23 protein-coding genes are annotated in these 23,572 nt (G+C 41.3%); 6 read left to right on the top strand and 17 right to left on the bottom strand.

The window, feature by feature from the left end:
* Positions 1-78: 78 nt before the first annotated feature.
* Positions 79-759: a hypothetical protein gene (locus ABJV04_RS20270; RefSeq protein ID WP_348493449.1), complete on the bottom strand. Its 681-nt coding sequence runs from the start codon at positions 757-759 to the stop codon at positions 79-81.
* A 293-nt stretch (positions 760-1,052) separates the two neighbouring features.
* On the opposite strand from ABJV04_RS20270, the gene ABJV04_RS20275 reads away from it, so the two are divergent.
* A complete protein-coding gene (locus ABJV04_RS20275) occupies positions 1,053-2,048 on the top strand; it encodes an NADP-dependent oxidoreductase (RefSeq protein WP_348493451.1) in 996 nt (331 codons plus the stop codon).
* Between the two features lie 17 nt (positions 2,049-2,065).
* The gene (locus ABJV04_RS20280) at positions 2,066-2,872 is read left to right on the top strand and encodes an alpha/beta hydrolase (protein ID WP_348493453.1); all 807 of its coding nucleotides are present in this window, start codon (positions 2,066-2,068) and stop codon (positions 2,870-2,872) included.
* A gap of 188 nt (positions 2,873-3,060) precedes the next feature.
* Here the strand turns inward: ABJV04_RS20280 and ABJV04_RS20285 are convergent, their stop codons facing one another.
* Both ABJV04_RS20285 and ABJV04_RS20290 read right to left on the bottom strand, forming a co-directional pair.
* Positions 3,061-3,954, bottom strand: coding sequence for a DUF4437 domain-containing protein (locus ABJV04_RS20285; protein ID WP_348493455.1), 894 nt, complete (start codon positions 3,952-3,954; stop codon positions 3,061-3,063).
* 137 nt (positions 3,955-4,091) lie between these two features.
* A complete protein-coding gene (locus ABJV04_RS20290) occupies positions 4,092-5,120 on the bottom strand; it encodes an NADP-dependent oxidoreductase (RefSeq protein WP_348493457.1) in 1,029 nt (342 codons plus the stop codon).
* Positions 5,121-5,659: 539 nt separating this feature from the next.
* Between ABJV04_RS20290 and ABJV04_RS20295 the strand changes: the two genes are divergently transcribed.
* Positions 5,660-6,463, top strand: a complete 804-nt coding sequence (locus ABJV04_RS20295; protein ID WP_348493459.1) for a GntR family transcriptional regulator — start codon at positions 5,660-5,662, stop codon at positions 6,461-6,463.
* Positions 6,464-6,568: 105 nt separating this feature from the next.
* On the opposite strand, the gene ABJV04_RS20300 is transcribed toward ABJV04_RS20295, so the two are convergent.
* The 6 genes from ABJV04_RS20300 to ABJV04_RS20325 form a co-directional block, all read right to left on the bottom strand.
* The gene (locus ABJV04_RS20300) at positions 6,569-7,603 is read right to left on the bottom strand and encodes a DUF1838 family protein (RefSeq protein WP_348493461.1); all 1,035 of its coding nucleotides are present in this window, start codon (positions 7,601-7,603) and stop codon (positions 6,569-6,571) included.
* Positions 7,604-7,621: 18 nt separating this feature from the next.
* The gene (locus ABJV04_RS20305; RefSeq protein WP_348493463.1) at positions 7,622-7,972 is read right to left on the bottom strand and encodes a hypothetical protein; all 351 of its coding nucleotides are present in this window, start codon (positions 7,970-7,972) and stop codon (positions 7,622-7,624) included.
* 46 nt (positions 7,973-8,018) lie between these two features.
* Entirely contained in the window at positions 8,019-9,239 is a 1,221-nt protein-coding gene (locus ABJV04_RS20310; protein WP_348493465.1) for a class I SAM-dependent methyltransferase, read from the bottom strand.
* Positions 9,240-9,314: 75 nt separating this feature from the next.
* On the bottom strand, positions 9,315-9,626 hold the full coding sequence (locus tag ABJV04_RS20315) for a cytochrome c (protein WP_348493467.1): 312 nt from the start codon (positions 9,624-9,626) through the stop codon (positions 9,315-9,317).
* Positions 9,627-9,677: 51 nt separating this feature from the next.
* Positions 9,678-11,105 (bottom strand): FAD-dependent oxidoreductase, encoded by a 1,428-nt coding sequence (locus tag ABJV04_RS20320; protein ID WP_348493469.1) that lies wholly within the window; start codon positions 11,103-11,105, stop codon positions 9,678-9,680.
* A gap of 202 nt (positions 11,106-11,307) precedes the next feature.
* Entirely contained in the window at positions 11,308-12,015 is a 708-nt protein-coding gene (locus ABJV04_RS20325; RefSeq protein ID WP_348493471.1) for a cyclic nucleotide-binding domain-containing protein, read from the bottom strand.
* A 728-nt stretch (positions 12,016-12,743) separates the two neighbouring features.
* On the opposite strand from ABJV04_RS20325, the gene ABJV04_RS20330 reads away from it, so the two are divergent.
* The 3 genes from ABJV04_RS20330 to ABJV04_RS20340 all read left to right on the top strand — a co-directional run bounded on the left by ABJV04_RS20330 (position 12,744) and on the right by ABJV04_RS20340 (position 15,482).
* On the top strand, positions 12,744-13,898 hold the full coding sequence (locus ABJV04_RS20330) for an iron-containing alcohol dehydrogenase (protein ID WP_348493473.1): 1,155 nt from the start codon (positions 12,744-12,746) through the stop codon (positions 13,896-13,898).
* Between the two features lie 67 nt (positions 13,899-13,965).
* The gene (locus tag ABJV04_RS20335) at positions 13,966-14,826 is read left to right on the top strand and encodes an isocitrate lyase/PEP mutase family protein (RefSeq protein WP_348493474.1); all 861 of its coding nucleotides are present in this window, start codon (positions 13,966-13,968) and stop codon (positions 14,824-14,826) included.
* A gap of 20 nt (positions 14,827-14,846) precedes the next feature.
* Positions 14,847-15,482, top strand: a complete 636-nt coding sequence (locus tag ABJV04_RS20340; RefSeq protein ID WP_348493476.1) for an isochorismatase family protein — start codon at positions 14,847-14,849, stop codon at positions 15,480-15,482.
* Positions 15,483-15,574: 92 nt separating this feature from the next.
* On the opposite strand, the gene leuD is transcribed toward ABJV04_RS20340, so the two are convergent.
* The 8 genes from leuD to ABJV04_RS20380 form a co-directional block, all read right to left on the bottom strand.
* Positions 15,575-16,201, bottom strand: a complete 627-nt coding sequence (gene leuD / locus ABJV04_RS20345) for a 3-isopropylmalate dehydratase small subunit (RefSeq protein ID WP_348493478.1) — start codon at positions 16,199-16,201, stop codon at positions 15,575-15,577.
* Positions 16,198-17,613: a 3-isopropylmalate dehydratase large subunit gene (gene leuC / locus ABJV04_RS20350; protein ID WP_348493480.1), complete on the bottom strand. Its 1,416-nt coding sequence runs from the start codon at positions 17,611-17,613 to the stop codon at positions 16,198-16,200. Before leuC ends, leuD begins: the two co-directional genes overlap by 4 nt.
* 48 nt (positions 17,614-17,661) lie before the next feature.
* Positions 17,662-18,585, bottom strand: a complete 924-nt coding sequence (locus tag ABJV04_RS20355) for a polysaccharide deacetylase family protein (protein ID WP_348493482.1) — start codon at positions 18,583-18,585, stop codon at positions 17,662-17,664.
* A complete protein-coding gene (locus ABJV04_RS20360; protein ID WP_348493484.1) occupies positions 18,582-19,529 on the bottom strand; it encodes a polysaccharide deacetylase family protein in 948 nt (315 codons plus the stop codon). Before ABJV04_RS20360 ends, ABJV04_RS20355 begins: the two co-directional genes overlap by 4 nt.
* Before the next feature lie 15 nt (positions 19,530-19,544).
* Entirely contained in the window at positions 19,545-20,204 is a 660-nt protein-coding gene (locus tag ABJV04_RS20365) for an isochorismatase family protein (protein ID WP_348493486.1), read from the bottom strand.
* Between the two features lie 270 nt (positions 20,205-20,474).
* Positions 20,475-21,668 carry a CaiB/BaiF CoA-transferase family protein gene (locus ABJV04_RS20370; protein WP_348493488.1) on the bottom strand — a complete coding sequence of 398 codons (1,194 nt, stop codon included), beginning with the start codon at positions 21,666-21,668 and terminating at the stop codon, positions 20,475-20,477.
* Between the two features lie 197 nt (positions 21,669-21,865).
* Positions 21,866-22,177 (bottom strand): cytochrome c, encoded by a 312-nt coding sequence (locus tag ABJV04_RS20375; protein WP_348493489.1) that lies wholly within the window; start codon positions 22,175-22,177, stop codon positions 21,866-21,868.
* Between the two features lie 199 nt (positions 22,178-22,376).
* Positions 22,377-23,483, bottom strand: a complete 1,107-nt coding sequence (locus ABJV04_RS20380) for an NAD(P)/FAD-dependent oxidoreductase (RefSeq protein WP_348493491.1) — start codon at positions 23,481-23,483, stop codon at positions 22,377-22,379.
* Positions 23,484-23,572 lie beyond the last annotated feature (89 nt).

Here is a 23,572-nt window from a genome sequence, read left to right on the forward strand (position 1 = left end):
TATCCTAAGACTACAACCCCAAATAAAAAAGGCTTTAACCGTTACAGTTAAAGCCTTTTAGAATGTAGATTAAATCATCTAGAAAGGTTTGGTCGCTCCAATGAAGCCCACTCCAGCAATAATTATCCAGTAAAAATAAGCTAGGTAACGTGAGATACGAATGGAACTTTCTAGTTCAGCTTCTAACGCATCATCTTGTTTTTCAGCCAACTTTCTAAAAATAGCTGTCCATTGACGCATAACGAATCTTAAGTACAGACCAATACAAAGCAATACCGAGAACATTAGAATTTTCACTGAGAACCAACGCATACCTTCTACACCTAGAAACGGACCGTAACCAAGTAGGGTAGAAATGGCGCATATGGCAATTACGGGGATCAATATATAACGTAACTTCTCATCTACTTTTGTCAACATGACACCACGATCGGTCTCGCGGAAGTAAAATGCAGTCCAACATAGAATTAACCAACCAATAAAGATTGCCCAAACTGCGACTAACCACCCGCCACCATAGGGTTGTACACCCCAAATATTTCCCATGTGGAAACCAAGAGGAAATAGTAACAAAATACCTGTTCTAGCAAGTATATCAATACGATAAGCAGTTTCTAAATGTCGTTTTCTTTCATCCATAGATAAATTTCTATTGACGACATTAAACGAGATTTGGAATACACCCCACTCACCGCCTAACCAGTAAACCATGGCAATTATATGTGCCCATTTTAGAACCGAAAGTTCTACAATACCCATTTGTTAACTCCTTCATGTAAGCTGAGTTTACAATACAGTCTGAAAAATTACCGTCCTTAACAAAAATCAAAAAATAGTTAACTAACTTTAAACTCTTGTTAACTCTCATTGTGAACCAGTGGATCTAATTACCAATTTATTTACCTTAAGCGTATCAGCCAAATTAACCGAAAAATCCAGATGTAGCAGCTTTTAAGAACCCCCCTTGGTTATGACAAATATCAAAGTACATTTACCCCAAAGCCTTTACACTAGACTAAATTTGCTTAGCGATTAATTAGAGAAGAAAAAACATGCTTAATACCATTGTGCAGTTAAAACAAACCCCAGTAGGTGTGCCAGAGCCAAAGGATTTTCAATTGGCTACCGCCGAAGTCGATTCTTTGCAAGACGGTGAAGTACTTTGCCAAGTCATGTATTTGTCTTTAGACCCATATATGCGAAGTCAGATTTCAGGACTACATATTTCCGGTTCAGTTTTACCCGGCTCAATGATGAACGGGGAAACCATCGCCCGTGTAGTGGAAAGCCGTTCAGATGACTTCCAAGTCGGTGATATCGTTCGCGGTTTTGGTGGATGGCAGCAATATGCAAAACTACCGGCACAAGCGTTAACTAAATTACCTGCCGATGCATCTAATTATTCTGCTTATTTATCAGCTTTAGGTTCAACAGGTTTAACCGCCTATGCTGCTTTAATTCTTAAAGGCGCACCTAAACAAGGTGACACTGTTGTCATTCCTGCAGCGACCGGTGGCGTAGGTTCAACCGCTGCGCAACTCGCGAAAATATATGGCTGCAAGGTAATTGGTATTGCCGGTGGCGAAGAGAAGTGTCGTGTTGCTGTAGAGCAATTAGGATATGACGCCTGCATTGATCGCAAAAGCGATGATATTGCAGAAAAATTAAAAGAATTGTGTCCCGATGGTGTAGATATCTATTTAGATTTAGTAGGTGGAGAAACCCTTAATATTGTTTCGAGCCAATTAGCCATAGGCGCACGCGTTATCCTCTGTGGCATTATGTCTGAAGTTAATAAAACTGAGCGTTCTGGTGGCCCGATGCCAGCCATGTGGATCAAAAGTCGTGCAACAGTTTACGGTTTTGTAGTTTATGACTTTGAAGAGCAACGAGCAGACTTCATCAAAGAGTGTCAGACTTATATTGATGAAAAACGTTTAGCTCCCTTTGAAGAAGTGACTCAGGGGATTGAAAGTGCTCCAGAAGCGTTTTGTCGCTTAATGAACGGTAAGAATATCGGTAAAGTTCTCATTAAAGTTTCAGATTAAAAATAGGTCCGGTGGTTATGAAAAAACACTATATTGATTTACCCAGCGGTCAAATTCATTATGTTGTCGCTGGACAAGGTCAGCCGGTTTTTTTATTGCATCAATCACCAATGAGCATCGCTGAGTGGGATGACATCATCCCACTGCTGGCCGATGACTTTATGGTCATTGCTCCGGATATGCCGGGACATGGTCAGTCTTACGATCCCGACTACGCCATGCAAGTTGAAGATTTTGCAAAAGTAACCCTACAATTAATTGAAAGTCTGGGATTCGACAAGGTTATGTTAGTCGGAAATCACTCCGGCGCGGCATTGGCAACCTGCATTGCGACCCAATCTCCAGAAAAAGTCTCTAAATTAATTATATCTTGCGAAATGTTAGCCTCTCAGTCGCGCATCTACGAGATTATGGAAGCCTTTAAGAAAAAGCCTATATCTCGAGAAATCCCTATGGATGATGAGGGGCAGTTTATTGCGGATGCCTGGAAACGCTTCGAGATGCTAGCGCCAACAAGTCCATTAGAAGTCCGTTATAAACCCTTTATTATAGGACAAGCTGGCAGACTACGACCCTATGATATCCATCACTGTGTATTGGAGTGGATGGCTAAAGCGGATTGGGTCAGCCTTATTGAGTGCCCTACCCTAGTATTTGCTGCTGAGCACGACTTATTTTATTCTAAGGACGAATTAACCCGTGCATTAAGTCGCATAAAACGCTGTGAAGTGACTACTATCGCAAATGCTGGCGCGTTAAATACCTTTGAGAAACCGCAAGAAATTGGTGAAAAATTCCATGCTTTTTTAAGCAAAGAATTATAGCTTCAAGTGAATAAGCTTATTCAAGTCAACAACACTGCTTTATCTAGATAATTCCAATTCAGTTTTTACAGTGATTTAAGTAACGTTATTTAAGACATAAAAAAACCTCAGAGTACTGACTAAAGTACTACTGAGGTTTTAAGCTTGCTATCGACCTAGTAGATAGCAGGCATTAGGTTACTCACAGCTTAGGTGTAGTAAGGGTCTTTCATAGGACCAACGGATTTAGAACGCACTGGCTGTAGAGGCACAGGATCTTGAGTGCCTGGATAAGCCGGTCCCCAATTCACTGGGTCACCATGCATTTCCATTTTTGCATTGTCAGTATACCAATCCACTAAACGACCATCACAACGTAATAACCAAGTAGTGCCTTCTGGACCCGCTTTGAAGTCGCCATGACGAATCAACGGTGGACGGAAGAAATACACACCAGGCCACTGTTCACCAAAGTTAAACTCGAATGAACCTTCCAATGTATAAGCTTCTTCATAACAAGGGTGGTGAGCAAGAGGATGTTCAACCCAACCTGGCTTGGCTTTAATTAAGCGCGTGTAAAATTCGGTTTTTTCATCGCGGAACAATAGTTTAATGAACAAACCAGGAACTGGCGTACCACCAGCAGAAAAGTCCATAGGGCTACCGAGTTCAACCGGTACCCACTCCATTAAGTTACTGTGTTTAACCACTAATTTTTGGTCTTCACGAACACCTGGTTTGTCTTCACTGGCCTCTTCAAATTCCCAAGTACCAAATTCACGGAAATATAAAATTTCGGTCCCTGGCTTCACTTCAATTGCAGGGCAAAGTACACCTGGAGGTGTACACCAGTAACCGCCTTCAATAAGCACTTCGTCACCGATTTTCACTTCACCACTAAGTAAGTACCATTCAGTTTGTGCTTTGTGAACACCAGCAGGTCTTTTCCAAGTGGTTTCAAATAAGATTTTTGCAGAGACAGAACCATCTTCTTCATCGTAAGATAAATTACGTTGTTTAGCGCTACCTTCAGTTGCACCAACTAATTCTGAAGGGTGCCAAATTAGGTCCTTCTCATCGATCATTTCTACATGAGGTCTCATGATTTCTCCAATCAATTATATTAAGAATGGTTAAAATTATTTTTCAAGGCGCAACCAACAACCCATTGTCCTTGTTAAGGTTACCTGACCCACTCATTCTAAAAATAAGCCAAGCAACACTTGTCTAAATTGGTTAACTAAAAGTCGACGATTTTAATACCGCAGCTTCTGCCATCAAACATAGCTTGCAGCGCATCAGGTGCAGACTCTAAACCTTTGAAAACATCTTCTGTAGGCTTAAGTTGACCTGATTTATACCAATCGATCAGTTCTTTTTCTGCGGCTGGGAATTGATTAAAATAATCCCAAACAAAGAAGCCCTCAATACGTGCACGTTTATAGATAACATTGTAGTAATAACGTGGTCCTGGCATAGGCGGCTCTTGATATTCAGTAGAAATCATTCCACAGATAACTGCGCGTCCCCGTAAGGCAATATTTTTTAATGCAAGGTCAAGAATATCGCCACCAACATTATCAAAATAAACATCAATGCCATTTGGACAATACTCATTAAATTTGGCTTCGATATCATCATTTTTATAGTCGATGGTTTCATCAACACCAACAAAATCTTCAAGCCACTTACACTTGTCTTTGCCACCAGCGATACCGACTACTTTACAGCCTTTAATTTTAGCAATTTGGCAGACAATGGAACCCACGCCACCGGCAGCTGAAGAGACAACAACAGTTTCACCTTTTTGCGGTTTACCTATATCTAATAAACCAAAATAAGCGGAAAATGCAGAAGAACCAAGAATGCCTAAGTGTAGGTACAAAGGATCTTGAGGATTATCGACTTTTTGCAATGTTTTAACTAACAAGTCGCCTTGGTCACCACTTTGTACTGAGTAATCTTGCCAACCCGTTGAACAAGCAACGATATCGCCAACTTTATATTCATCATTTTTTGATACTAAAATTTCACCAACACCGCGGCCACGCATAATGTCACCGATTTCAACAGGAGTATGAAAGCGACTTTCTTCACCCATCAAATAAGCACGTTGAGCAGGAGAAAAGCCTAGTGCACTGGTTTTTACTAAAAACTCACCTTCACCCGGCTCAGGAATGGGTGTTTCTTTCATTTCAAATAGTTCAGAGGTGACTGCTTCACCCTGACGAATATTTCGACTCAAACACAGCTGTCTATTCGTTGTCATTGATTCGTCCTCAAATAGTATATTTGGAGAACCGTTATTTTATATCGATTTATTCAAGCAACCGCTCAATATCGAATTAACCGTTCTGTTGATTAGTTGTAGTTTGGTTGGTTTATTGTATTTAACACAACTAAACCGAAGAGGTTGTTAACACCCAAAAAGCCGAATCATATTTCAGCGGCAAACTACCTATACGGACCGTTAATTTTAAGATGCTCGTTCACTGCACATTTATGGAAAACAATATTTAATATGGGATTCTCTACGATCACGTTCAAATAATACGTTTCTTACTACGGCCAACGAAATGATAATTGTCAATAAAACATACAATACCAATAAAAATACAAACAAGATGGGAAGTGGGTGGTAAGCTTGACTAACAAAACCGACAAAATAAGAATTTTTTATACTAAAGCTAGTGAAACCTTTGATTGTTTAATATGCAACGGCGTCATGAAAAGGTATAATGACTTGCGAATAATTCTTTTGTGAGATCTATATCGTTTAAAATACACGACGACTTGAAGGAAAAAAATTTGTCTAAGTTAACTATTATAAAATCACTTAAACAGTATAGCCAACACATTGGCTTAGAATGGAATGGACCCACTCCCCTGTATCACAAGTTGTACAGCTTATTAAAAGACCAAATAATCGACGGCACCATCAGTTATGGTGCGCAATTACCCACAGAGCAAGAGTTGGGTGAAGCCTTTAAGTTATCTAGAATAACGGTAAAGCGAGCGATGGATGAACTAGCAGCAGAGAAATTGGTAGAACGTCGTCGTGGACGTGGCACTTCGGTTACTTATAAATACAAACCAAAACCAGCCAAATCGCCGTTAGTTGGATTACTCGAAAATATCGAAACTATGGGTCGACATACCTTATCGAGAACCATAGAAATTGCACAAACAGTGCCTCCCGCTGACGTTCGCGAAGCCCTTGATATGAAAGATGGTGAAACGGCCTGTCGTCTACTCCGTGTTCGTTTAACTGAAGATGAAAAAATCCCTTACGCCTATTACATCAGTTGGACCTTAACTCCTGCGGATACGTTCAATGCAGAAGCATTAGATAACCACACCCGCATTGAGCTACTAAGACAAACAGGTATCAATATTTCTCGTATCGACCAGATAATAAGTGCTGAAGTAGCTAGCTCAGAGGTTGCCAGAGAACTCGACATACGTGAAGGAAGCCCATTATTGGTGCTTGAACGCCGCTCTTACGATAGTAATGATAAACTTATTGATATTCTTTACTGCCGTTACAATCCGTCAATTTTCCAGTATCAAATGACAATGGATTTAGATAGCTATAAAGAGAGTGTGCAGTAATTCGTTATTATCTTTGCAAGAAAAGCTAGTTCTTATAATTGAGCCTTGTATTTTACAAGGCTCAATTATTTAAAACGCCAAAAACTATATTGGCGCTAACTATTTTTAAGACTTTTTAACTGGGGCAGGAGTTTGTTCGTTGGCATAATGCTCTAAACTAGACCAACTAGGTTCAACCCATTCAGTAGGGGCTTCAAAGTATTTAGGATAATGTTTTTTGGCATAGGCCAAAACCTTTGGAGACATCATATCCATATTATCGTAACAGCCCATAATACAATTATAGTAAGCGTGCCCTTCTGCTTGCCCCATCAACATCCAGGGTAACCAAGGTGTAATACGATTCCAGCTACCTGAAAACATTAAACCAGTAACCTTAGGGTCAGCCAAATCTTCTTTGTCAAAAACATAAGTAAACATTTCTGAAACGCGGTTCATTTCACCTGATGATTCACGAGGCCATTTGTCTGGTTGCAAAGCATTTTTGTAGTATAGATGAGTGTTACTTTGTAACATCACCTTGTCATCACCCACTTCAGTCCAAGGCAAAATCATTGGAATATCGGGCATTTCTACTTTTTTATTTAAACCACCGTATGAAGGAGGCTTAGGAAAAAACGGGCCAATTTTGAAGTTAAATGGGTCATTGGCAATATGCACGACTTTAACGGTTTCATTAGTGTATGGGTTGTCCCATTCTTCTAACACTTCGCCAGTTTTCAGATCTGTATAAAAGCCTACTTCTCTAAGCAGCTTTTCGTAAACACCGTTACCAGCATCTTTCAGCCTAGCGAAAGAAAAGCCTTCAAAGCCGCATAACTCGCGATTTTTTTCACCTTTTTTAACACCGATAACAGTACCGCGATACCAGCCAAACTTCTGTTTCCCTAGTTCTAAATCGCCCATAATCCGTGCTAACGCATCACGATTCCAATAGTTATCGTTGTACTTTAAGGTTCCAGCATTTTTAGGTAAGTTATGGCTTCCGGACTCTATTGTCATCGCATGTGCTTGACCGATCCCCATACCTATACCTGCGCCTGCAACACCAGCACCAATTAGACTCTTCGCTGTTTTAGTTAAAAACTCTCGACGACCATTGTCTTGCTTTAGGTCACTGTTCTTATCATCATTTTGCATCTAAAACACTCCGTTTAATTAATCAATTTTGCCGCTAGCAATATCATCGATCACTTGGTCAAATCGGCTTTTATTATCCCGCGCCTTCAATTCAGCTGACTCTTGACTCATTACACTGAAAAGATTACCCAAGAATTGTTGGCGTCTAGCCTCACGTTGCTCAAGGGTATCTTGGTCTGGGGTATAGTTTTCAACATCATCAGGTCCAATCTGATTATTCTGTATTGCTAATTTTTCTAGCGTATCTAGACGGTCTCTGGTGGCGGAAAGTTCTTGCGCCAACACCATAACCATGTGCATTAAGTAATCAGACTCTGGGGCATCGTAAAAACTTGGACGTTTGCCTTTAATAATTTTATTTTGATTCATTTCTTCACCTTTATAATTTTGAAATTGGGTTGGTTACCGATTAAAGTTAGATAGCTTTTTGCGCTATCAATACTTCCCATCCCCCTCCAGGTGCGTACTCTCCAGCAGTAAACTCGCGGTCGGTCAGCTCTTGAGCTTTTTCTTCTGAATAAGATTCACTTTGCGCAATCAACTCCATAATGGCCATTGGCGCTGTATCAAATTTAATGTCTTCACGTTTGAAACCCGCTTCCACAGCAGTTTCAATTTGGTCGGTGTTACGCATTGCCGTCCAAAATGGTTCGTTGTTGTACCAGGTTTCGTTATCTAAAATAAGTTGCGTATACGCATCCATATTATCAAAAGGAGGTAAATCAGCGTGGATCATGATTCCACCGGGCTTTAATAAACGCATGCATTCTTTAAATATTTTAGGCATGGCATTTTTAGACGTTTCATGGAGCAATATATGGGAAACAATTAAGTCAAAACTTTCATCTGGATAATCAGTTTTTTCAGCGTTTGCTAGTTTAAAGTGAACAGGTAATCCAAGCCCTTCAGCCCGATAATGACCATAGGTAACACAGGATTCAGAAACATCGATAGCATGAACTTCAGACTCTGGAAATAATTCAGCAAAAGGCAAGGTTGAATGACCGACTGTACATCCCATATCTAAAATAGCGGTTGGCTTGAAGTCTGGGTAGTTGCGGGTGATGTAGTTACATACGGAACGCCCCATATCGTCATTATTTGGCCCCATATACCCTAACGCATACAAATACACGCCTCTGTCGTAAAGCGCCCCAGCGTGGATTTTACTCGCGCCTTGAGGGCCACAATAACCGCCAGGCATACAGTGAATATCTAGCTCAGAAATATATTTAGGAACCACAAAGTCTTCATCGACTGTTAAGGAACCACCGGCTTTTGGTAAGTTTTTCGCTTTTTCTTCTAGCTCGGCAATTTGCGGTTCCATACCATCAATGACCGAAAACCACTGCAGCTCTTGGCTCGAGCGATTAATACTTAAATAAGTTTTGAAGATAGGATCATCGGCAAAAGCTTCCCGAGCTTCTCGGTAATCTTCAGGGTCATGTTTGTGGCTTTTTTTGAATTTGCTAACAGCTCGTGTTTGATAGGTATTTTGCACTAAAGGTAAAATATCTTGCTGAATGTAAGCCTTCAAGCTTTTTACAAATTCTTGGCGTGCGCGGTCATCAGCATCGCCGACGGGCAACATAGGATGTTCGTTTTGTTGAAACGTATTAAGTAAACTCGATGTCATAATAGTTTTTCCAATTTGCTAATTTCTAAATTGCGGTGTCCACACAGTTGTTCAACTACAGATACAATCAATGGATTAAAGTGACGCATAATAGGATGCTAAATCCGTTATTTCTTTATCCGCTAATGGCGTAGCATATAACTTCATCATCGGATCTTTACGTTCACCGCTTCTAAATAGTTTTAGTTGAGATTCAATATAAGGTGCCTTTTGACCGGCTAAATTAGGCCACAGAGGACCATAACTAATTCCGGAACTACCATGGCAACCAACGCAACCATGTTGCACAGTTAGTTTCTTGCCTACTTCAGCATCACCAGCTAGCGCATAAGTTGCCGGTATAACTGCCAGTAACACTGCTAATATTGTTTTTATTTTAAAGCGCATTTCTAACTCCAAATCTTTACTCTTTGAGTCGTAAACTCAGTCTAATTTGCCTCACCCTATGCGAGATAGAATTTCGCTGGCGACACGCTCACCTGATTCCAATGCCCCTTCCATTCCTGAGGACCATTGCGCCGTATGTTCTCCAGCAAAGTGCAAACGACCAGAAGGTTTCGCCATAGACTCGCTATAACGACTGATTTGACCTGGTTGCCAAACGGCAAAAGAGCCTTTAGACATAGGTTGTTGTTGCCAAGAGTTCACTTTTACAAAGCGTACTGAGCCTTTCGCTTCGGGCAGCGCTTTATAAAACTCTTTTTGGATTAAAGCTGAGGCATCGGCTTGGGTCATTTTATCTAACGCTTCGACTGTTATGCCGTTTATCCATACAGTTAAATTAGTGATGCGGCCTGTATTACCTGGATCAACAGCCATCACCCGCTCTATTACGGAGTCAGACCAAACATTGGGTAACATACCTGAGCCTTCCCAAAAGGGTTTTTCAACCTCAAAGTACGCTTGATACACCTGACTATACACAAGCTTATTAACTGCTTCGGCTTGCAGAGTTGGTAGACCAGGCTCGATGGATACATCACGTAAGGTAGAAAAGGGTAAAGAACTGATCACATAACTAGCTTGGTGTTGTGAACCATCAGCACAAGTTACGTTGACCTTGTTGCCCTTTTGTACAATGGAGGTAACCACTTTATTTAATTGCACAGAAGCTTTTAAACTTTTTGCCATCGCCTCGGGTAAACGTTGATTACCATTGGCAACCATTCTCACACCACCGGGAGTCTGCATAGATTGAAATAACAACGCATTGGTACGATGTTGAAATAACAATGAGGTATCTTGCAGTGTACGTCCGTAATTGTTGCTAACCCCTAACATATCGATAGCTTCTGCTGAAAAGCCCTTTTTAGATAGCAATTCTGCGACGGGGATATCTAAACCAAAATTAGATTTTTTATGCCAGTCATCTGGTGAGCTCAAAGGTGGACGCCCTAATGCCGTTAAAAGTAGACGGTCTGGCGGTACACTGCGATATTGCTCAGGGAAGGGATTGTGTTTTGAAGTCGCCCAATCAGCAGGTAATATGCGCTGGCCTTGAGTGAAGAATGTCTGTCTTATTGGCTCGTCACCCAACATAAAGTCGACTTGATCCAATGGCACACCTAAACGTTGAGCAGTGTAGATGGTTCGTCCGTAGTTCGAACCTATAGTCTGCCCGCCAGCTTCTGGTTTACCCGGCACATCATCCATAGTGAACAGGCGACCACCTATGCGGTCTCGGCCTTCTAACACAGTTACGGACAAACCCGCTTGCTCTAACAAGTGAGCCGAATTTAAACCTGATAACCCTGCACCAATAATTAACACATCAGTCTTACCGCTTCCCCAAGTTAAAGGTGGGAACAAAGCGGCTCCAGCTAAGGTCGCGCTGGATTGGAGAAATCGTCTTCGGTTTAATTTCATTTCAAAATTCCTGCACATTTATTAGGTTCGTGAATGAGTAGATTCTCCAACGTATTAGTATCGACGTTAGCATGGGGGGCAATTTGAGCATTGATATTTGTCAATATACGAAGAAAAATATTGAATAGAGTGATCTAGCGGATATTTGACGCTTTTAACGAAATCAAGGGCGCGTCCTTGCCCTATTTAAATCAGTGTTAAATTAACATTCAGCCAATTCACTCACAGCAGATAAGTTTAGTATTTGTAAATGGTTTAACTTCGGAAAAGCAACTAACTCATCCGCTTTTAATTTTGCTAAACAACGGCTAACCGTTTCTATGGTCAAACCTAAATAGTCCGCCATATCTTGACGAGACATATAGAGTTCAATTCGATCAGCTCGTGCTCCTGGCAGCCTTTCTAACAATTGCATGAACAAAAAGCATAATCGCTCTAGGGCTTTTTTCTGACCTAAAACATAAAGCTGTTCCATCACTCTGGAAAATATCCGTGATTTGATCTGCTCCATATTCTGTTTTAGATGCCCAACTTCTTCACTTAACGTATTTAAGCGTTTGCGGCTGAATTTATAAACTTCAACTTTAGTTAGGCAACGTACAGCACAGTCATAGTTTTTAGAGTGGGTTAAGCCAATGAAGTCACCGGGAAATAAAAAACCGATAATTTGGCGTCTGCCGTTACTGAAAATACGTTCGATTGCCACTGTCCCTGAAATCACATTATAGACAAAGTCGGCTGGTGTATCTTGACGAAACAGATACTCTCCGTCGTCGCATTTAGACAGTTCAGCATAGTCTTCTAATCGATCCAATTCATTGGGCGTTAGGTTGTGAAACAACAGACAATCATCGAACACATTATTAGAGTAAGTAGGATGTATATGTTTAGGTATAAATATTGTTGACATATCATTATTCCTTTTTAACAAAAGAATTACATAAATTTACATTTGTAGCAAGCACTTAAGGGCCGACAAACCGCTTAATTTTACAAAGCAAACAGCATACCAAAACCCTATTTTTTGATATTTATCAATATTTTCAAATACTTATTAATTACTTTTAGCTCACTAAATGAACAAATGATATATCAATAGTATTTAAAATAGTTCAATTGAATCCTTTTGGTGCATCATTTCGTCGCAGATTTCCCTGTTTTTCGTCAATTTTTGATGGTGTTTTTATTCTGCTCCCCCCCTTTGTTGACTAGCTTAGAGAGATAATTTACCCAACCTGAGCGCATAAAGGGTGACCACATTAATTAGTGTCCATTTAAAGACCTAATAAACTCAATTAAACCAATCAAAACAGTGGAGGCTGAAACAAATTCTCAGTCAATCAGTTCGATTACATTGTTTTGTGATCATGACTGATGATTTGTTTGACATTTGTCATAGCCAAATTGGTGTAAAAGTGCAGACTAGAGAAAGGGTATAAACTAAGTAAATTTCTTTAACTGCGGTTGTGCTCTCAGTAGCAAATGTACGTTGAACGTTTCAAATATTCTGGATTCGCATGGGCCTACTGTTAATTTATGTTTGCTTAAAAACAGCATTGTATGAACACCAGATAGCGCAGCTTTATAAATAGGCGTTAGAAAGCCGTGCTTTGCATTTCAGTGACAAAGGAGTCGCCCATGAGCACCGTTGAGTTCACCACCGCGAATAAAGTTATTTGTAAGATAGGAGCGGTTGAAGAAATTGCGGAACACTGTCGCCAGTTAGGCATTTCTCGTCCCGTGATAGTGACAGATCCCGGGCTAGTTAAAGCCGGATTAATAGAACAGGTCACCCAGCCTCTGAATAAAGATGGCATTACCGCGGTAATTTATAGCGATATACAAGCCGATCCGCCAGAAGCACTAGTTTTGTCTGCAACTGAGTTTGCCCAACAATTAGAAGTGGACGGAGTAATTGGCTTTGGCGGCGGTAGCAGTTTAGATGTAGCAAAATTAATAGCCGTGTTAGCAACATCCAATCAAACATTGAAGAGCATGTATGGTATTGGTCAGGTCAAAGGTAAACGTCTGCCGTTAATTTTATTACCAACTACTGCAGGAACTGGCTCAGAAGTTACGCCAATTTCCATTATCACCACAGGTGAAACCACCAAATCGGGTGTTGTTTCTCCAACTTTACTGCCAGATATTGCAATCTTAGATGCCACACTAACCGTTGGCTTACCGCCTGCAATTACCGCAGCAACGGGTATCGATGCCATGGTGCATGCAATCGAGGCCTTTACAGGAAAGATTAAAAAGAACCCCTATTCTGACATGTTAGCAAAAGAAGCATTGCGATTAATGTCGCAAAATCTTCTAGAAGTAGTAGAGAACGGCGCTAACTTACAAGCTCGTTCCGACATGTTATTGGGAGCCTTAATGGCCGGCCAAGCTTTCGCTAACTCACCCGTTGGCGCAGTTCATGCCTTAGCTTACCCATTGGGCGGGAACTATCATATCCCCCATGGATTGAGCAACTCCTTGGTATTGCCCCATGTTTTGCGCTTTAACGCTCCGATAGCGGCAGACTTATATGCGGCATTACTACCTAGCATATCAGCAGGGAAAATAACGGACTTAGGCAGCAAAGGATGTAACCTCTTTATCGAATTCATGGACGATTTGATCACTGATGTGGGCTTACCTAAAAATTTACAAGCAATGAACATTCCTCAAGAAGATCTTGGGAAGTTAGCAGACGAAGCGATGCTGCAACAAAGGTTATTAGTAAATAACCCCCGCGAGGTAACTCGTGAAGATGCCCTCGATATATATAAATCAGCGTACTGAAAATTCACTCATAAGCTGCTTCATATGCATCGGGATTTTAATGAATAAGATAGTAAAGAGTTAACAAATGGCTAATCCAATACTTAAAGAAAAATTAGAAAAAGGCGAATTTATATTTGCCCCTGGAATTCAAGACATGATCACAGCTGTGATTGCTAACAAGGTTGGATTTGATGTTGTTTACGGAACGGGTTACTGGTTAACCGCGTCTGCGTACGGTATTGCTGATGCGGGAATTGTAACTTACACGCAAATGGTAGATCGCATGCGCACTCTAGTACAAACTAGTGATGCAGCGGTAATTGCTGATGCAGATACAGGTTATGGTGGGCTGCTAAATGTTCACCATACTGTGCGTGGTTATCAAGAAGCTGGAGTCACTGCAATACAGATTGAAGACCAAGAGTTTCCTAAAAAATGCGGTCATACTCCCAATCGAAAAGTGATACCCGTTGAAGACATGGTTGAAAAAATTAAAGTGGCAGTAGATGCGCGTACTGATGAAAATATGTTAATAATAGCGCGCACCGATTCACGACAAGCCGAAGGATTAGATGCTGCAATTGCACGGGCGCAAGCTTATTATAAAGCGGGTGCCGATATTTTATTTGTTGAAGCCTTAGAGTCAAAAGATGAAATGCGCAAAGCATGCACAGAGGTAGAAGGCCCTATGTTTGCTAACATGTCTAACGGTGGTTCAACTCCAATGTTATCTGTAGAAGAGATGAAAGAAGTGGGATACGCCATCGCTATCGCTCCTTCATTGACCAGTTTAGCTGCGGCTAACGCCATGGAAAAAGCATTAGTTGCCATGAAAGAACAAGGTAGTCCGTTACCTGACGGTGTACCTATTAATGATTTCAATGAATTTTGTTCGTTAATTGGTTTCGAAGACGTTTGGGAATTTGAAAAAAAGTGGGCTAAGTAACAAGTATTAAAGAGAAGTATATGACTATTAGTGAAAATATCGATCAAAACTATGCAAACGTTTATAACAATAAAGTCGGTTATGGCAAAAAACCAGCCCTATTACTGATAGATTTTGTTGAAGCTTATTATGACAAATCATGCGAGCTTTATGCCGATGTAGAAGATGCTTTAGCTTCGGCTCAACGAGTACTCGAAGCGGCACGAAAAGCGGGAATTCTAGTTATTTACACCAATGTTGTTTACCATAAATCTGGTATTAATGGCGGAGCATTCTTCAAAAAAGCGAAACCCTTACGCTATTTAACTGAAGGTTCACCAATGGGCGCATGGGCAGGCACACTCAGCCCCACTGAAGATGAGTTGGTGATCTCCAAGCAATACCCCAGCGCATTTTTTGGTACTTCATTGAGTTCAACTCTGGCAGCACATGGCGTTGATAGCGTAATACTAACCGGTTTGACTACCAGTGGTTGCGTTCGAGCCAGTTGTGTTGATGCCTGTTCCCATGGATTCATCCCAATAATTGTTGAAGAAGCTTGTGGTGATCGCCATGAAGCACCTCACAATGCCAATCTATTTGATATGAATGCCAAATATGGCGATGTTATCACTGAAAGCGATGTCATCACCTATTTGCAATCATTAACTGCTTAAAAACGCCAGCCAATAAAAAAGTCAATCAACTCAGGTTGATTGACTTTTTATATCTAGATGTAAGGTTTAGATAATCTAGGGTTTTAACTTATCTAATTTTGTAAATACAACCAATCATGTTGCTGACGAAGCTGCCTTTCAAATGCAGCGATTTCTTTTTCGTGTTGCAAAGTGACTCCGATGCTGTCTAACCCCTTTAACAGCATTTCTTTGCTGCCAGTCTCAATATCAAATTCAAAAACTTCACCCTTGGGACTTTCAACTTTTTGCTCTTGTAAGTCGATTTTAAGAGTTAAACGCTGTGGATCTTGCTGAATCTCTTCGGCTAATTGAGTGACAGCTTCATTACTTAAAACAACCGGTAATATGCCGTTACGCATACAGTTTTGATAAAAAATAGCACCAAAACTTGGAGCAATAATGGCACGAATACCATACTCGGCCAATGCCCAAACCGCATGCTCCCGAGATGAGCCACAACCAAAGTTGTTCCCTGCAAGCAGTATTGTGGTATTGGCGAATGCCGGTTTATTTAATATAAAATCTGGATTGAGTTCCCGAGAGTCAGGCAAAACATAGCGCCAGGAAGCAAATAGTCCTTCACCTAAGCCTTTTTTAGAGACTCGACGCATTTCCCTACTAGGAATAATGGCATCCGTATCGATATTAATTCTTAACAGTGGTGCGGCTATTCCACAATGGGTCGTAAATGCTTTCATTTGTGTTTCCTTTGCGCCGTGCGTGGATCGGTAATACAACCTTTTATTGCACTGGCTGCCACAGTTTCCGGACTGGCTAAATGGGTGCGAGTTTCAGGACCTTGTCGAGACTCAAAATTACGATTGCTTGTGGACAACACTCTTTGCTGTTTGCCGAAGTGTTCACCGCCAGCATAAAAACACATTGAGCAGCCACTTTCTCGCCACTCAAAACCGGCATCTAAAAAGACCTGATGTAAACCTTCACGCTCCGCAGCGGCTTTTACTTGCTGAGAGCCGGGAACACAAATGGCCTTTACGTGATCCGCCACTTTTTTACCATCTAATATAGCCGCCGCTTTACGCAAATCTTCAATTCGCGAATTAGTACATGAACCAATAAATGCACAATCAATCTTCAGACCAAGTAATTTATCCCCTGATTTTAAGTCTTGATACGCTAAAGCTCGTGTTGCCGCTGTGCGCGCATCGTCAGACGGTAATGAATCTAATTCAGGAATGGCTTGGGTAATTCCGCCAGCATGCTGAGGACTCGTCCCCCAAGTAATAGTAGGTTCGATATCGGCCACATCTATTTTGATTTCAGTGTCAAAAAGCGCGTATTCATCGGTACGTAAACTATGCCAATAAACCACTGCACTCTCCCACTGCTCACCTTTAGGTGCATAGGGACGTCCTTGCAGATAGTCGATAGTTTTCTGGTCTGGGGCAACCAATCCCGTAAAGGCAGCAAATTCTACCGCCATGTTACATAGGGTCATGCGCGCTTCAATGGACAAGGCTTCAACGGCTGGTCCGGCAAATTCGATTGCGTGACCAGCACCACCATGAGCGCCAAACTTACTGATAAGATGCAGGATCATATCCTTAGCAGTCACACTAGTATTGAGCTCTCCTTCAAACCAAACCCGCATTAATTTAGGTTTATTGATCCGCAAGGTTTGAGTGGCCATGGCATGCTCTGCCTCTGAAGAACCAATTCCCCAGGCAGCTGCACCTAAGGCACCTTGGGTACAAGTGTGGCTATCTGGGCAAACTAAGGTCAATCCCGGTTGGACAATGCCAAGCTCGGGGCTGATAACATGGGCAATGCCTTGCTGTTCATCACCAATATCGAACAAAGTGATGCCTGCAGATTTTGCTTCTTTGCGGGTTGCTTGAATAAAGTCTTTTCCAGAGGGCATGACGGTTTCATCACCACGACCAGGGAAAGTATCAACGATATGATCCATAGTACAAAAGACTTGCTCAGGATGACGGACCTTACGTCCTGCTTCAGCCAAACTCTGCAGTGCAATTGATCCTGTTCTTTCGTGTAAAAAAACTCGGTCGATGTAAACTAAATAAGTGCCATCGGGTAATTTTTTAACTTGATGGGCATCCCATATTTTCTGAAAAAGTGTTTTGGACATTATTATCTCTTGTCTCAAGAATGCAGCGGGTTTTAACGCCCACTCACATTACTGCTGTGCTTTCCAGCTCTGATGAATATCCCTTGCACTGGCGCTCCAAATTCCATCTTTGCTGCTGATGTACTCAAGAACCTTCTCAAAACAGGCAATACGATGGGGCTGTCCCAACATCCATGGGTGAATATTCAATGCTAATAAACGTCCACCTTGTGTTTGTGCTTCACTGAGTAACAAATCACAGGCATCTTCAATTTGCTCCGCATAGCTATCTTCACTGTGTAGATTATTTTGCAGAATAAAAAAGTCATCTAATTCATTAGACAAAGGCATGGCGGTCAACTCACCGATTTCGGTTCTAAAGGCATAGGGCAACTCATCGTTTACCCAATCACACATATAGTCGATACCATTTTGTTGAAGTAACTTAGGGGTATTTTCAGATTGCAAACGACCCGGACTTAACCAACCGGTTACTGGTTGTTGAAAACGTTCACGCAAAGTTTCCACGCTTTTGTCAATCCAACTTGCTTCATCTTCTGGCGACACATCACCGTGATGTAACATGTCCATTTGCCAACCATGGGCAATAACTTCATTACCTCGCTCTTTGATCACATCCATCAAATAAGGAGCGCGTTCTACCATTGCGCCATTAACAGCTATGGTCGGTTTAATATTGAATTTATCGAGGGCTTTGAACAGTCTAAATATACCTACGCGATTACCGTAATCACGTAAACTAAAATGACGTAAATCTGGGTAAGGCATTTTCATCCCACCGGGCACGGGTACGGGATTATCACGCTGATTCAAAGGGAAAAACTGGACGTTAATATTTACCCAAAGAGCTAATTTGTTTTGCTTCGGCCAAACAACAGGTTTACGTTGTGAAAGCATCGACCAATCGTACAAGTCATGGTCCATACCGTAACGTCGTTTGGGATATTGAAGATAAGAATCATCTAAACTCATAATGATTTCCCTCCTTGCTTGGCGGCTATGTCAGCAACACTCTGCTCGTAGCAGTTTTGCATGTAATAACTCGCTATTTCGCGACCAGTGGTAATCCAGACATCACTGTGTCCGGTGATATACTCCAAGGCTTCTTCATAGGCTTTTAGCCGGTGGGGACAGCTCACTTGGTAGTTATGAGTAGGGATACACATGATAGTCCCACTCTCTTCACCTTCTTGGTACAAACGGTCAAAGTTAGCTTTTAGCATTTTGCCATATTGTCGGGGTGTGACTTTATTGGAAACATAGGCAATGGTGTCGTTCATCTCTAACGAATAAGGAATAGACACGAATTTTTTACCTGAACGAGTATGAATAGGCGTTGGCTGATCATCATGGAATAAATCACAGGTGTAGAAGCCCGCTTCATCACCGAATAACTCTGTTCCTGCTTCAGCAAACAAATCTACAGTATGGTCACTGTGAGACAGAGCCGGCGCTAAATATCCAGCGCATTTTTGGCCAGTATGTTTGTAAATGCTTTCAATTGAGTCGCGGATCATTTCCCGCTCCTGCTTCACACTCATTCCATAGGTATAACGGGTGTTATAAATACCGTGACTGAAAAATTCCCAGTCTCTTTCCTGACAAAGACGAATAATCTCCGGATGGTGGTCGCATAACGCAGTAGACAGAGAGATCGAGCCGCGCACACCGTATTTTTCCAATAGCTGCATTTGACGCATGTGACCCACGCGATTACCGTAATCACGAATACCGTAACCAGCAATGGCAGGATAAGGTTGAGGCCACGCTTTACGGGATGGGTTAGGCGGCGGGTCTAACTCATAAAATTCAATATTAGGAGCTACCCAAAATGCAACTTTAGCTCCGTTCGGCCAAGTAATTTTAGGGCGTTTATCATAGGGCCAATAATCGTAGTATCCAGGATCGGTTTGCATTAATAACTCCTTTTACTATTTCTCTAACCAGTCAAATACTTCCTGTACGGCAAGTACATCAGCATATTTCAATGACAAATCGGTTAGGTTCGCGAAGTGATAGCTTTCATGTTTATCAGCGACACATTCTATTGGCACTATGGTGCGGTAGCCACGAGATAAACTGTCTACTGCAGCAGCTCGAATACAGCCAGAAGTGGAGCCACCGGTTAAGATTACGGTATCTACCTGATGCCACACACATAAGCTTTGTAGTTGTGTTTCGAAAAAAGGAGAAGGCATTTTTTTGCAATAGAAAACGTCTTTTTTACGATCAACTTGCAGACGGTCGTCAAGTTCTGAACGCTCACTATCAAACTTGATATTTTGCAAACTATCTGGAGTATCTGTGCGGGTCCCCCAAATACCGGCATCTTCGCCAGAGTCCATGTAGGCCACATTGGTCCAGACGACAGGCCAGTCAAGTGCGCGGAATTTTTCCGCTAGGGTATTCACATATTCGAGTTGGCGCGGGTCAGTCTCGTAGGCAGTTTTGTAGAGATCTGTTCTTGTGTAGGCCTTTTGCAAATCAATATTGACCAAAATAGCCTTATTTCCAAAGCCAAAACGCTTTCTTGCTGGGTTAGCTTGAACTTCCGCAAAAATCTGACGGGCGGTTTTTTCAGATAATTCCATAGTCGCTCCTATTTGCCTAAATGTGATAATTTTTATTATTGTAAGGATGTGAAACTAATAAGCTTACAGCCAAATGATATATCATCATATCTTTTATACTTAAGAAATAAAACTGTTATGTACTTTTAAGCCCCGTTTGCGTTTAAATAAGTTGAAATTTAAACAATCTAACTAGATGTCAGTTAACATTTAGCCAATAAAAAAAGTAAAAAAAAGGGCTAAAACGCCCTTTAAAAAACAACCTAATTTCGGAGAAGGTTGGAAACTTTTTTAGTCAGTAGTAAGGGCCTTTACTACCTTTAATTCAATCAATTCAGCTATTTGCTTTTCACTGTAACCGGCGTCTCTGAGTACTTGAACAGTATCTTCGCCTTCCTTTGGTAAATCATGGTGTAGCTGTGTACGTTTGCCATCGAGTTCAATTGGCAAAGAAGGCAAATTAGCAACACCTTGAGGTGTGCTCACAGGCAATAATCCACCGCTGTTGAGTTGCGGATCATTAAATAAGTCAGAGGGAGTATTGATAGGTGCAAACGGAATTCCTGCACGCTCTAAACGATCCATTAAAGTTTGTTTATCTAATTCACTGAAGAGTGCTTTGATCACAGGGATAATTCTGTCTTTCTGTTTTACCCGATCATTGTTTTTATCTAAGCTAGTGTCCGCGGCAAATTCAGTTAATTCAAACTCTTTGCAGAAATGCTTCCACAAGGTATCACTCACTACCCCGACAAAAACTCGCTCGTCATTTTTGCATTGAAAAATTTCATAAATTGACCATGCACTTCTGCGCACAGACATAGGCGGTGGAGCTTCGCCTAAAACCACCTCTTGGGCCATATGTTGACCAACAAAATACGCCGTAGTCTCAAACAAGGAACTGGTAACATGGCGGCCTATACCCGTGCTATGACGTTCGTGCAGAGCCGATAAAACACCAATGACACCAAACATCCCGCCGGTAATATCAATTACCGATGAACCTGCGCGCATAGGTCGGTCGGGTAAACCTGTCATGTAGGCTAAACCACCCATCATTTGAGTAACTTCGTCTAAGGCAGTACGATTTTCATAAGGGCCGGTTAAAAAGCCTTTTAATGAACAGTAAATTAAACCTGGATTCAACTCGCTCATAGCAGCATAACCAAAACCAAGTTTTTCCATGGCACCCGGTCTAAAGTTTTCAATTAAAACATCGGCTTCACGAATTAAATTCAATGCAACTTCTTTACCTTCGGCAGATTTTAAATCAATACAAACACTGCGCTTATTGCGGTTGTACATTGGAAAATAACCAGCACCTGAGCCCTTTAAGCGACGAGTTTTGTCACCATCAATAGGTTCTATTTTTGTCACGACAGCACCTAGATCGGCAAGTACCACACCGGTAGCAGGCCCCATAACCATATGTGTAAACTCAACGACTTTGAGGTCTTCAAGTGGATATGATCTTGCTGTCGACATAAATAATAATCCTGTAAATTAAAAGATAGCTAAAATGCTCTATTGAAATTATGTTATAGCTTTATACCATTTATATCAAGAGATTCTACTTCATTCCACAAAATTATCGTGAAAGTGAGCTAATGAGATTGCAAAAATCTTAATATTTTCAGGTAAGTTTCACTGCTTCGTGAAGATTATGAAGCCAATAAAAGGCATTATTTCAAAGAGGCGTAATAAGCTGCTAAAGCTTTTATATCGCTATCGCTTAGGGGTTTAGCCATTGCCGACATAGTGGGTTCTTTACGACTTCCATCTCGGAATGCTATGAGTTGTTTTTCTAAGTAACCTGATTTTTGACCAGCCAAGTTAGGCCAAATAGGACTTTGACTAATTCCAGCGCTACCATGACAACTGGCGCAAATCATAGATTTTGTTTTACCCATGCTGATTAATTTATCTGCTGCCTGAGTTTGAGTTGCAAAAACCATGGCTGTCATCGTTATCAAAAAACTACGTAGTTTCACCATTTTTAAATGTTCCTATTTCAATAAAACAGAATTTCGTGATTGATTCTAAAAAATGCTATTTTTTGGTGAGCTAAGATGAAGAGACAAGTATCAAAGTAACCTCAAGCAATGTGGTCAATATACTTGGTATATTTCACTCCAACATTGACTAAAATCAAAACTAAACCTGACTGATTGACTCGACAAAATGATCGGTTTTCTAAGATAACAGGGATTCGGCAACTATTGCCCCAATAGCCATTGAAGCCGTTAATCCAGGGGATTCAATACCGTACAAGTTCACCAGTCCTGCAACACCATGCTCTGATTCAGTCTGGATCATAAAGTCCTTCGCAGGATGGCCTTGGGCGTGGAGTTTAGGTCGAATTCCTGCATAGGAAGGGGTTAATGAACCATCTTTTAGATTGGGCCAGTACTTTCTAATCTGCCCATAAAAATCATTAGCACGTGCGGGATCTACTGAATAATTCAGTTCATTTACCCATTCAACATCAGGACCGAACCGGACTGAATTGCCTAAATCTAAGGTTGAATGAACTCCCAAACCCGCTTCCTCGGGAATTGGATAAATAAGATGTTTAAAAGGAGAGGAACCAGATAAAGCGTAATAGTTTCCTTTAGCATAATGAATTTCAGGAATTGTGCTTCGCGGTAAACCTTGGAATAGTCTAGCGATAGATTGAGCATGTAACCCTGCGCAATTAATGACATATTTAGCACGAATTTGAACTTCTTGCTCACCGGCAATGGTTAACAATATTGTATTTTTAGCACATTCGCCTGAATGCACTTTAGAACCGAATGCAACAACACCCCCAGCATGTTCTAAATCGCCTTGTAAATTAAGCATCAGAGCATGACTGTCGATGATGCCCGTAGAGGGTGAAAACAGGGCTCCATAACAAGCAAGTTCGGGCTCTAGCTTTGCCGCTTGTTGTTTACTGATAAACTCCAGATCTAAGGCTTTGTTGGCCTTCGCATTTTTTTGAATTTCAGGCAGTTTTTGCAATTGCGACTCAGATGTTGCCACTATGAGTTTACCGCATCGCTTATGGTTAATGTTTCGTTGCTGACAATACTCATACAGCAACTTATTCCCCTGCACACACAGTTTCCCTTTAAGCGAGTTAGGTGGATAATAAATTCCAGCATGAATCACTTCACTATTACGCGAACTTATCCCTGTGCCAATCTGTGATTGACTCTCAACTACAATGGTTTCTATCCCCTTTAAGGCCATTTCTCGAGCCACGGCTAAACCGACAACACCGGCTCCAATCACAATGCACTCTACAGACTCGATCATTTAATCACTCATAGTAGTTAGCAAAACTTAACCAAGAAGGTCAACATTATCGAAACTCCCCCGCCACAGCCACTAAATAACAACTGAAA

The sequence above is a fragment of the Aliiglaciecola sp. genome, from assembly GCF_039982535.1.
In the GTDB taxonomy this organism is placed as follows: domain Bacteria; phylum Pseudomonadota; class Gammaproteobacteria; order Enterobacterales; family Alteromonadaceae; genus Aliiglaciecola.